11 protein-coding genes are annotated in these 10,717 nt (G+C 72.4%); 3 read left to right on the top strand and 8 right to left on the bottom strand.

Features of this window, described 5'->3' with window-relative positions:
• Positions 1-35: 35 nt before the first annotated feature.
• Complete coding sequence (locus tag ACFUJR_RS09905) at positions 36-866, bottom strand: alpha/beta fold hydrolase (protein ID WP_383165323.1); 831 nt, start codon at positions 864-866, stop codon at positions 36-38.
• Positions 867-980: 114 nt separating this feature from the next.
• Here ACFUJR_RS09905 and ACFUJR_RS09900 point away from each other — a divergent pair, with 114 nt between their 5' ends.
• Positions 981-1,862, top strand: coding sequence for an RNA polymerase sigma-70 factor (locus ACFUJR_RS09900; RefSeq protein WP_383165320.1), 882 nt, complete (start codon positions 981-983; stop codon positions 1,860-1,862).
• 259 nt (positions 1,863-2,121) lie between these two features.
• Positions 2,122-2,862, top strand: coding sequence for a GntR family transcriptional regulator (locus ACFUJR_RS09895; protein ID WP_383165317.1), 741 nt, complete (start codon positions 2,122-2,124; stop codon positions 2,860-2,862).
• A 162-nt stretch (positions 2,863-3,024) separates the two neighbouring features.
• Here the strand turns inward: ACFUJR_RS09895 and ACFUJR_RS09890 are convergent, their stop codons facing one another.
• Positions 3,025-4,182: an ROK family transcriptional regulator gene (locus ACFUJR_RS09890; RefSeq protein ID WP_383165314.1), complete on the bottom strand. Its 1,158-nt coding sequence runs from the start codon at positions 4,180-4,182 to the stop codon at positions 3,025-3,027.
• A 143-nt stretch (positions 4,183-4,325) separates the two neighbouring features.
• Here ACFUJR_RS09890 and ACFUJR_RS09885 point away from each other — a divergent pair, with 143 nt between their 5' ends.
• Entirely contained in the window at positions 4,326-4,694 is a 369-nt protein-coding gene (locus ACFUJR_RS09885; RefSeq protein WP_383165311.1) for a hypothetical protein, read from the top strand.
• Here the strand turns inward: ACFUJR_RS09885 and mug are convergent.
• The 6 genes from mug to ACFUJR_RS09855 form a co-directional block, all read right to left on the bottom strand.
• Entirely contained in the window at positions 4,630-5,256 is a 627-nt protein-coding gene (gene mug / locus ACFUJR_RS09880; protein WP_383165439.1) for a G/U mismatch-specific DNA glycosylase, read from the bottom strand. The genes ACFUJR_RS09885 and mug overlap by 65 nt on opposite strands.
• On the bottom strand, positions 5,253-6,695 hold the full coding sequence (gene purB / locus ACFUJR_RS09875) for an adenylosuccinate lyase (protein ID WP_383165308.1): 1,443 nt from the start codon (positions 6,693-6,695) through the stop codon (positions 5,253-5,255). Before purB ends, mug begins: the two co-directional genes overlap by 4 nt.
• A gap of 73 nt (positions 6,696-6,768) precedes the next feature.
• On the bottom strand, positions 6,769-7,575 hold the full coding sequence (locus ACFUJR_RS09870; RefSeq protein WP_383165305.1) for an SGNH/GDSL hydrolase family protein: 807 nt from the start codon (positions 7,573-7,575) through the stop codon (positions 6,769-6,771).
• 100 nt (positions 7,576-7,675) lie between these two features.
• The gene (locus tag ACFUJR_RS09865; protein ID WP_383165303.1) at positions 7,676-8,695 is read right to left on the bottom strand and encodes a hemolysin family protein; all 1,020 of its coding nucleotides are present in this window, start codon (positions 8,693-8,695) and stop codon (positions 7,676-7,678) included.
• Entirely contained in the window at positions 8,692-10,032 is a 1,341-nt protein-coding gene (locus ACFUJR_RS09860) for a hemolysin family protein (protein WP_383165300.1), read from the bottom strand. Before ACFUJR_RS09860 ends, ACFUJR_RS09865 begins: the two co-directional genes overlap by 4 nt.
• Positions 10,033-10,174: 142 nt before the next feature.
• Positions 10,175-10,663: a GNAT family N-acetyltransferase gene (locus ACFUJR_RS09855; protein ID WP_383165436.1), complete on the bottom strand. Its 489-nt coding sequence runs from the start codon at positions 10,661-10,663 to the stop codon at positions 10,175-10,177.
• Positions 10,664-10,717: the final 54 nt, after the last annotated feature.

Genomic DNA, 10,717 nt, shown 5'->3' with positions numbered 1-10,717 from the left:
CCCTCGGGACAGGGCTCTTCGCCCGCCGGAACGGGTCAGCGGCTGCCGTCCAGGATCACCCGGGCGACGAGAGCCGGGTCGTCGCTCATCGGAACGTGCCCGCAACCGGGCAGCCGGACGAGCCGCGCCCCGGGGACGGCCTGCTTGGCCCGGACGCCCTGCCGGCGCAGCAGCAGCCGGTCGCGGGTGCCCCAGGCGACGGTCACGGGCACCGCGGTGACGTCGTCGCCGAACATCACGGTCCGGCCGGCCTCCAGGGTCTTCCGGAAGCCGGTGGCCTCCCGCAGCGCGAGCGTCTCGGCGACCACCGCCTCGGGTGAACGGCGCCCCGGGCGGGCGTAGATGGTGCTCGTCAGGGCCGTCCGTCCGGCGGCGCTGCGCGAAAGCCGCTCGATCAGCGGGAGCGGCATCGACAGCGCGGCCGCCCGCATCGCGCGCAGCGTCCCGAAGGCGTACCGCCGTTCGCTCTCCGACCAGAACCCGGCCGGGGAGAGCGCGGTGACCGAGCGCACGAGCTTCTCCCGGCCGAGTTCGAGGGCGAGCAGCCCGCCCAGCGAGTTGCCCGCCACGTGCGGCCGTTCGAGACCGAGCGCCTCGCAGAAGGCGCCCAGGACCGGTACCACGGTCGACAGGTCGTACGCGCAGCCGTCGGGCAGCGCGGGGGAGGTGCCGAAGCCCGGCAGGTCCACGGCCACGACGTCCCGCTCGGTCGCCAGGATGTCGAGCACCGGCTCCCACGCCTGCCAGTGGTGGCCGATGCCGTGCAGCAGCAGGAGCGGCTCGCCCGCGCCCCTGCGTTCGTACGCCACGGAGACCGTGCGTGGACCCGCCGGGGTCCGGACCGTGAACGAGATCTGTGCGGACATACGCCTGCTCCTTGACTTAGACACCCTGTCAGCAAGAATTACCGCTCAGTAGGTACGAGTTCAAGGGCGCGGACGGAACTGGACAGAGCGCGGCGCGTCGGCTGGGATGGGGGAGTGGTGACCGACACGTTGACCGACGTCTTCCAAGAACACCGGCCGATACTCATCGGAGTGGCCTACCGGATGCTCGGCCGCGCCGCCGACGCCGAGGACGTGGTCCAGGAGGCCTGGCTGCGCTGGTCCTCCGCGGACCGCGACGACGTCCGCGAACCGCGGGCGTATCTCGTGCGGATCACCACCCGGCTGGCCCTCGACCGGCTCCGCCAGGTCCAGGCCCGACGCGAGTCCTACGTCGGGCCCTGGCTCCCCGAACCCGTCGTCACCGACTTCGGCCCGGTCGTCCCCGACACCGCCGAGCGCGCCATGCTCGCCGACTCCGTCTCCCTCGCCGTCCTCGTCGTCCTCGAATCCCTCTCGCCGCTGGAACGCGCGGTCTTCGTCCTCCGAGAGGCGTTCGGTTTCCCGTACGGGGAGATCGCCGGCGCGCTCGACCGTTCCGAGGCCGCCGTCCGCCAGCTCGCCGGCCGCGCCCGCCGCCATGTCGACGAGGGCAGGCCCCGCTACGACGTCGACCCGGCCGAACGCCGCGACCTCACCGAGCGTTTCCTCGCCGCGGCGGCGGGCGGCGACCTGGAACAGCTCCTTGCCCTGCTCGCGCCGGACGCCCGGCTCATCGGCGACAGCGGCGGCAAGGCGCAGGCACCCCTGCGGGTCATCGACAGCGCGGACAAGGTCGGCCGCTTCCTCGTCGCCGTCGCCCAGGGCGCCGCGGCCTTCGAGTTCCGCTTCGTCGAGGTCAACGGAGCGCCCGGGCTGCTGGCCCTCGCCGGCGGCAAGGCCGACTCGGTCTTCCAGATCGAGGTCCGTGACGGGCGCATCCAGTGCGTCTACATCGTGCGCAACCCCGAGAAGCTGCACGCCGTCGACCCCGGCTGACCCACTTCGCCACCGATGCCCGCCCCCTCTGCCCCGCCTTCTTCCTGGAGGCGGGGCATATTGCTGCGCAGGGCACACATCGGTGCGAACGTCCTGTGAACGATCTACGCCAGAGGGCTGCAATCGGGGGCATCCGGGTCACGATTGGTCTTGACCAAGTAGGTGCGCCGCCTTATGGTCGCAGAGTTAGTGCAGGAACCTTTAATAAACAAGGGCGCGGAAAACCGCCGCGGGACACGGCGAATTGCGGAGGATCAGGGTGGGGACCACGCAGCTGGAATCGGCTCCGGAGCCGAAGTACTGGCACCTCAAGACCGTGATCGGCGAGGCGCTCGACTCCGACTTCTCGGTCGGCGAGATCCTGCCCAACGAGCGTGAACTGGCCGCGCGTTTCGGCGTCGCCCGGGCCACGCTCCGCCAGGCACTGGAGCAGCTCGAACTGGAGGGCCGCCTGCAGCGCCGCCGCGGTGTCGGGACGACCGTCGCACCGCCGCGCGTGGGCGTCGACGTCTCCACCACGCAGCACGTCTGGCCCGGTGTCGGCGAAGAGACCTGGCAGTCCGTGGACTCCGCCCGCGACACCGCCCCCGCGGCCGTCGCCCGGCTCCTCGACCTCGCCCCCGACGAGCAGGTGCACATCGTGCGCCGGCTGCGCGTCACGCACGGCCAGCCGGTCGCGGCCGAGCTCCTGTACGTGCCGTCCTCCTCGGTCCCCGACCTGACCGCGATCGACGCCCCGGCAGGCCCCGCCCGCGCGCGTGTCGTCCTGCGCGAACTCCAGCGCCTCGCGCTGGACGGACAGGACCGCGCCGTCGAGCTCGGCTCGGCCCGCGCGGACGACGCCAGGGAACTGGACCGCCTTCCGGGCGCCCCGGTCCTCGTCGTCACGACCCGCTACCTCTCCGAAGGCCGCACGGCCGCGGTCTCGGTGGCCACCTACCGCGCCGACACCTGCCGCCTCACCTTCGGTGACTCGGGCGACCTCGTGATGGCGTCCTGACAGGGACTGGGACAAGCGAACCGCCGCCCTGACCGGGACCGCGAGCGAACCGCCGCCCTGACCGGGACCGCGAGCGAACCGCCGCCCTGACCGGGACTGGGACTGGGACAAGCGAACCGTCGCCCTGACCGGGAGCCCGGGAGAAGCCTCGGCCCGTCGCGCTCAGCGGCGGGCCGTCGCGGTGCCCTCCACGGCGAAGAGCTGCTCCTCCACGTGGTCGAGGGCCAGCCGCAGCGCGCCCGTCCCCACCGCGGCCTCGCCCAGCATCGACAGCACCACACGCGGCGGGCGGAGGCAGAAGCGGGCCAGCTCGTCGCGCAGCGGCTGCAGGACGCCGTCCAGGCCGGCCGCCCAGCCGCCGATCACGACCAGCTCCGGGTCCAGCGCCAGGACCAGCGCCGCCACGTCGTGCACCAGACGCTGGGTGAAGCGTTCCACCGCCGCCTCCGCGCGGGCGTCGCCCCCGCGGGCCAGCGCGAAGACCTCGGCCACCGCCTGCTCGTCCAGCGGATGGAGCGGCTCGTCCGTGGTGGAGAGCAGATGCTCGGGCGTGACACCCCGGCCCAGCAGATGCAGCGCGCCGATCTCGCCCGCCGCCCCGCCGTAACCTCGGTGCAGCCTGCCGCCGATCAGCGAACCCGCGCCCGGGCTCAGCCCGGCCAGGACGAAGACGATGTCGTCGGAGTCGGTCGCCGCGCCCTTCCAGTGCTCCGCGACCGCGGCCGCGTTGGCGTCGTTCTCCACGAGGACCGGGCACCTGAACGACCGCCTCAGCCGCTCCCCGAGCGCCAGCCCCGTCCAGCCGGGCAGCGCCGTACCGAGCCGCACCGTGCCGTCCGCCTCGACGATCCCGGGCGTGCCGACGCCGACCGCCCGCAGGTTCGACCGTGCCACCCCGGCCCTGCGCAGCACGTCGGCGACGACCGCACGGACCCGCTCCAGGCGCTCGTCCTCCGGAGCCGTCTCCGCGACGTCACGGGACCCCGCGCCGATGATCCGGCCGTCCAGACCCGAGAGCAGCGCGGCGACCCGGTGCGGGCCGATCTCGATGCCCAGCAGATGCCCCGCCTCCGCCCGGAAGCGGAACCTCCGGGCAGGCCGGCCCTGCCGCCTCGCCTCGCCCTCCTCGGGCGCCGCCTCGACGACCAGACCGCCGACGATGAGCCCCTCGACGACGCCCTCGACGGTCGGCCGGGACAGCCCGGTGATCCGCGTCAGGTCCGTGAGCGTGAGCGCGTCGGCGCCCCGCAGAGCATGGAGTACCACCGCGGAATTGATCCGCCGCAGCAGCGACGGATCCCCGCCGGTCAGCCGCCCCACCGTGTGTCCTCCCAGCTCGTGCGCATGTCTGCCGGATGTTACTCAATGGACCGAGGTGCGGCGAGGCCCAGCCGCATCCCACTGTGGCGAACGGGGGTCCTGACGGATCATCGGCTGTCAGAGCCTGGCGGTTTACTGGACCCATGACGCTCGCCCGGCATCTCGCCGCCCTCGACCTGCTGCGCGCCCGCGCGTTCACCGAAGAGGGCTACCACCTCACCGAGTTAGCCGTCGAGGAGCCGACCGAGGAGCAGGCGGAGGCCGAACGGGAAGCCCTCGCCCTGCTCCTGGAGACGCGCTGGGGCCCACCCCGGCTCGTCGGCCTCGACTCCCTGCTCGCCCGCGCCGGAGCGGGCGAGGACATACCCCGGCCCTGGGCGCTGATCTGCGCCTCCGTGCCCGACATCCAGCTCTGGCGGGTCGACACCCACTGGGTCGTGCTCGGACTCACGCGCCGGGGTGAGGACGGCCATGGACTCCTCGCCTGCGTGACGGAGGTGGATCCGCCGTGACGTCCGGCCGCCGGTCCGGCACCCCCGCCGCCTTGCGCAGCCGCCCGAACTCCTGGGCCATCGAATCCACCGTCCAGTGCGCGTTCAGCCCACTCGGATTGGGCAGGACCCAGATCCGGGTCTCCCCGATCGTCCGCTCCTGCTCCCCGACGACCGCGCGCTTCTCGCCGAACGCCGTCCGGTACGCCGTGATGCCGACCACCGCCAGCCAGCGGGGCCGCCGGAGCCGGACCCGCTCGGTCAGCAGCCGGCCGCCCTCCCGGAAATCCTCGGTGCTCAGCTCGTCGGCCCGCGCGGTCGCCCGCGCCACCACGTTCGTGATGCCGAGACCGTAGGCGAGCAGTTCCTCCTGCTCCGACGGCTTCAGCAGCCGGGGCGTGAACCCGGAGCGTGCGAGCACCGGCCAGAAGCGATTGCCCGGGCGCGCGAAGTGATGGCCCGTCGCCGCCGACATCAGACCGGGGTTGATCCCGCAGAAGAGGACCGAAAGGCCGCCCGCCACCACGTCGGGGATGACGCGGTCGCGGGCGGCCTGGAGCTCCTGCGGGGTGAACCGGGTCAGAGGATCGACCCGGGGGTGTACGCGGCGGCCTCAGGGTGCTGCTTGACGATCTCCTCGATACGGGAGACCACGGCGGCGACCTGGTCGGCGGCGGCACCGGTGAACGACAGCTTGTCCGCCATCAGGGCGTCGAGCTGCGCGCGGTCCAGCGGGATCCGCTCGTCGGCGGCCAGCTTGTCGAGGAGCTCGTTGCGCTCGGCACCCTGCTCGCGCATGGCGAGCGCGGAGGCGACGGCGTTCTCCTTGATGGCCTCGTGGGCGAGCTCACGGCCGACACCGGCGCGGACGGCGCCCATCAGGACCTTGGTGGTCGCCAGGAACGGCAGGTACCGGTCGAGTTCGCGCGCGACGACCGCGGGGAACGCGCCGAACTCGTCGAGAACGGTCAGGAAGGTCTCCAGCAGGCCGTCCAGGGCGAAGAACGCGTCCGGCAGCGCGACCCGGCGGACCACCGAGCACGACACGTCGCCCTCGTTCCACTGGTCGCCCGCCAGCTCGCCGGTCATCGAGGCGTAACCGCGCAGGATGACCATGAGGCCGTTGACACGCTCGCAGGAGCGGGTGTTCATCTTGTGCGGCATCGCGGACGAGCCGACCTGGCCGGGCTTGAAGCCCTCCGTCACCAGCTCGTGACCGGCCATCAGACGGATCGTCTTGGCGACCGAGGACGGCGCGGCGGCCAGCTGCACGAGGCCGGTGACGACGTCGTAGTCGAGGGAGCGCGGGTAGACCTGGCCGACGGACGTGAAGGCGTGCGCGAAGCCGAGGTGCCCGGCGATGCGCTGCTCCAGGTCGGCCAGCTTGGCGGCGTCGCCGCCGAGCAGGTCCAGCATGTCCTGCGCGGTGCCGACCGGGCCCTTGATGCCCCGCAGCGGGTAGCGGGCGATCAGCTCCTCCAGGCGGCCGAAGGCGACGAGCAGCTCGTCGGCGGCCGTGGCGAAACGCTTGCCGAGGGTGGTGGCCTGGGCGGCGACGTTGTGGGAGCGGCCGGCCATGACGAGTTCGGCGTACTCGCCGGCCAGCTTGCCGAGCCGGGCGAGGACGGCGACCGTGCGGTCCCGCATCAGCTCCAGCGAGAGGCGGATCTGCAGCTGCTCGACGTTCTCGGTCAGGTCGCGCGACGTCATGCCCTTGTGGACGTGCTCGTGACCGGCGAGGGCGTTGAACTCCTCGATCCGGGCCTTCACGTCGTGCCGGGTGACCTTCTCACGCTCGGCGATGGAGCCGAGGTCGACCTGGTCGAGCACACGCTCGTAGTCGGCGAGGGCGGCCTCCGGAACCTCGATCCCGAGGTCCTTCTGAGCACGCAGCACGGCGAGCCAGAGCTGACGCTCCAGCTTCACCTTCTGCTCGGGGGACCAGAGGACGGCGAGCTCCGCGGAGGCGTAGCGGCCGGCCAGGACGTTGGGGATACGGGGCTTCGCAGTCACAGCAGTCACGTCGACAGATTCTACTGGCGGTTTCTGCAGGCCAGCGCCACAGCCGTTTTCGTCTCTTGCTACGAGACGCCCGTCACGGAACCCAGGGCCTCGGCGGCTGGGTCCGGTCGGCCGGCTCGTACGGAAGCAGTTCCGGCCGCTTCGCCGGGCGGCCGTCGCCCGAGGAACGGCCGGTCAGGCGCCGGCCTATCCACGGGCCGAGGTGCTGCCGCGCGAACCGGGCGTCCCCGAGGCGGCGGGTCACCCAGCCAGGGGGCAGGGCCGGCGGCAGCGGCGTCCGCCAGTCGTCCTCGGCGGCCAGGCCGAGTGCCTGCCACACGGCCTCGGCCACTCGCCGGTGCCCCTCGTCGGTGAGGTGGAGCCGGTCGACGTCCCACATGCGGGGGTCGCCGAGCGCGGGTGCCCCGTAGAGGTCGACCACCAGGGCGCCATGGCGGGCGGCGAGCTCGTCGACGTACCCGAAGAGCTCCTCCATGCGGGGACGGAAGCGCTCCATCACGGGCCCGTTGCGGCCCGGGCTGCGCATCAGGACCAGCTGCCCGCAGGACGGCGCCAGCTTCTCCACGGCCTCGGTGAGCAGCCCCCGTACACGCCCCATGTCGACCTTCGGCCGCAGGGTGTCGTTCAGGCCGCCGACCAGGGTCACCACGTCCGCCTTCATCGCGGCGGCCCGGTCCACCTGCTCCTCGACGATCTGGCCGATGAGCTTGCCTCGTACGGCGAGGTTCGCGTAGCGGAAGTCGGGGGTGCGGGCGGCGAGGCGCGCCGCGAGGAGGTCGGCCCACCCCCGGTACGTCCCGTCGGGCAGTCGGTCCGACATGCCCTCGGTGAAGCTGTCCCCGACGGCGACCAGACTTGTGTAGGTGGCATTCGTCTCCATGGCGTGAGCGATCATACCGCGCGGTATGCGCGCGTTCCGTCGGAGGCGGGACGGAGCCCCGGGGCGCGCGACGCACCCCGGGGCTCCTGGTCCCGATGTCCTACGGAGCCGTCGGCCGGCCGACCAGCTCCCGCAGCACGTCCTCCATCGTGACCAGGCCGGCCAGCTTGCCGTCCTCGTCCAGGACCGCCGCCAGGTGCGTGCGGCTGCGGCGCATCGCCGTCAGGACGTCGTCCATCGGCGTGGCCGCCCGGACCCGGGCGATCGGCCGCATCGCCGAGACCGGGAAGGGCAGATCCCGCGGCGTCACGTCCAGGGCGTCCTTCACGTGGAGGTAGCCCAGGATCCGCTTCCCCGCGTCGACCACGGGGAAGCGGGAGAAGCCCGAGTCGGCGGAGAGCGCCTCCAGCTGCTCGGGCGTCGTCCCGACCGCCGCGTACACGACCTTCTCCACCGGCATGACGACATCCCGGACCGGCCGGCGCCCCAGCTCCAGGGCGTCGTGCAGCCGTTCCGCCGCGCGGTCGTCGAGCAGACCGGCGACACCCGCGTCGGTCACCATCCGCGCCAGCTCGTCGTCCGAGAACGTCGCCGAGACCTCGTCCTTGACCTCCACCCGCAACAGCCTCAGCAGCGCGTTGGCGAAGGCGTTGATCGTGAAGATCACGGGGCGCAGCGCCCGGGTGAGCGCCACCAGCGGGGGGCCGAGGAGCAGCGCGGTACGCGTCGGCTCCGCCAGTGCGATGTTCTTCGGGACCATCTCGCCGAGCAGCATGTGCAGATAGGTCGCCAGGGCCAGCGCGATCACGAACGAGATCGGATGCACCAGGCCGTGCGGCACGCCGACCGCGTCGAAGACCGGTTCGAGCAGATGTGCGATGGCGGGCTCGGCGACGATGCCCAGCACCAGGGTGGACAGCGTGATGCCGAGCTGAGCCGCCGCGAGCAGCGCCGAGACGTGCTCAAGACCCCAGATGACGCTGCGCGCCCGCCGGTCCCCGGCCTCGGCTGCCGGCTCGATCTGACTGCGGCGAACGGAGATCAGGGCGAACTCCGCGCCGACGAAGAAGGCGTTGACGACCAGGGTCAGCGCGCCGATCAGCAACTGGATCGCGGTCATCGGCCCCCCTCCCGGGTCGTGCCGGACTCTTCGAGCGGCGGCGCGTGCATCAGCACCCGCGCGGCCCGGCGCCCGGAGGCGTCCACCACGTCCAGCTGCCAGCCGGCCAGTTCCACCCGGTCACCGACCGACGGGATCCGGCCCAGCTCGTGGGCGATGACGCCGGCCAGCGTCTCGTACGGTCCGTCCGGCACGCGCAGGCCGATCGCCTCCAGCTGGTCGGTACGCGCGGCGCCGTCGGCGGACCAGAGCTCGCGCCCGTCCGCGTCGACACCGGCCCGCGCCAGGTCGGGGGTCTCGTGCGGGTCGTGCTCGTCGCGCACCTCGCCGACGACCTCCTCGACGATGTCCTCCAGCGTCGCGACGCCGGCCGTGCCGCCGTACTCGTCGATGACGACGGCCATCGTCTGCTTGCCGGACAGCCGGTCGAGGAGCCGGTCCACGGTCAGCGTCTCCGGGACCAGCAGCGGCTGGCGCAGCATGTCACCGATGCGCCGGCGGCGCCGCTCGTCGGCCGGAATCGCCAGTACGTCCTTGACGTGGGCGATGCCGACGACGGAGTCGAGGCTGCCGCGGTAGACGGGGAAACGGGACAGACCGGTCGCGCGGGTCGCGTTGGCGACGTCCTCGGCAGTGGCCTGTACGTCGAGGGCCGTGACCTGCACGCGCGGGGTCATCACGTTCTCCGCGGTCAGCTCGGCCAGGTTGAGGGTACGGACGAACAGCTCCGCGGTGTCCGCCTCGAGCGCACCCGCCTTGGCGGAGTGGCGGGCCAGCGCCACGAGCTCCTTCGGGGAGCGGGCGGAGGCCAGTTCCTCGGTCGGCTCCATGCCGAGCCGGCGCAGGATCCGGTTCGCCGTGTTGTTGAGATGGCTGATCAGCGGCTTGAACGCGGCCGTGAAGATCCGCATCGGGGTCGCCACCCGCTTCGCGATCGCCAGCGGTGAGGAGATCGCCCAGTTCTTGGGGACCAGCTCGCCGACGACCATCAGGACGACGGTCGACAGGGCGGTGCCGAGGACCAGGGCGATCGAGGAGGCGACCGAGGCGGAGAGGCCGAGGGCCTCGACCGGGCCGCGGATCAGCTTGGCGATCGACGGCTCGGCGAGCATGCCGACGATCAGGTTGGTGACGGTGATGCCGAGCTGAGCGCCGGAGAGCTGGAAGGTGAGCGACTTGACGGCCTTGAGGGCGCTGGACGCACCCCGTTCTCCGCGCTCGACGGCCTTCTCGAGCTCGGAGCGTTCGACCGTGGTGAGCGAGAACTCGGCCGCCACGAAGGCGCCGCACGCCAGCGAGAGGAGCAGCGCCACCACGAGCAGAAGCACTTCGATCATCGGTTCACCTCCGTTCCATGATCAGTCACGGACAGAGGTATCGCTCGCTTGGTACTGGGAGGCTCGCCCATGGGCGGACGCTCACACCTTTCGATCGTGCGGGGCTGGAGGTGCCCATGGTAAAGGACGGGCAAAGCCGTTCTCAGTCGCGGGGGGCGCTCGGCAGCGGCTTCACCCAGCGGGTCCACTGCTCCTGGGGGTCGTACGCCGCAGCCCGCCATGCGTGCTGCCCCAGTTCGTTGTGGTCGAGCACCATCGCGTCGGCGCGTCGGCCACCCAGTCGTACGAAACGTTCCTCCGCCGCCGCGAGCAGGGCGCCGCCCACGCCCCGGCGGCGATGGTCCGGGTGTACGGCGAGCCGGTAGAGGTGGCAGCGCCAGCCGTCGAAGCCGGCGATCACCGTGCCGGCGAGTTCGCCGTCGCGCTCGGCGAGCAGCAGGGCCTCGGGGTCGTGGGCGACGAGCCGCTCGATCCCGTCACGGTCGTCGCTGATGCTGGTGCCCTCGGCGGCGATCTTCCACAGGGCGAGGACGGCGTCCAGGTCGGCCGGCGCGGCGGTCCGGATGTGCGGTTCGGTCATGGTGCGCATCCCACCACCGGCTCCGGCCGTCCGTCGACCGCGTTTCGCGATGCGGGCGCAGAGCAGTCCAGGCCCTGCCCGAGGGGTAAGGCCTGGCACCAGAAC

Source organism: Streptomyces sp. NPDC057271, from assembly GCF_042668715.1.
GTDB lineage: Bacteria > Actinomycetota > Actinomycetes > Streptomycetales > Streptomycetaceae > Streptomyces.
Note: the sequence above shows the minus strand (reverse complement) of the source record. Positions and strands in the feature narration are given on the sequence as shown.

Excerpts from the sequence above, each read along its gene's own strand:
- ACFUJR_RS09905 (WP_383165323.1), bottom strand. The coding sequence starts at position 866 with ATGTCCGCACAGATCTCGTTCACGGTCCGGACCCCGGCGGGTCCACGC.
- ACFUJR_RS09870 (WP_383165305.1), bottom strand. The coding sequence starts at position 7,575 with ATGGAGACGAATGCCACCTACACAAGTCTGGTCGCCGTCGGGGACAGC.
- ACFUJR_RS09860 (WP_383165300.1), bottom strand. The coding sequence starts at position 10,032 with ATGATCGAAGTGCTTCTGCTCGTGGTGGCGCTGCTCCTCTCGCTGGCG.
- ACFUJR_RS09865 (WP_383165303.1), bottom strand. The coding sequence starts at position 8,695 with ATGACCGCGATCCAGTTGCTGATCGGCGCGCTGACCCTGGTCGTCAAC.
- ACFUJR_RS09885 (WP_383165311.1), top strand. The coding sequence starts at position 4,326 with ATGACGCTCGCCCGGCATCTCGCCGCCCTCGACCTGCTGCGCGCCCGC.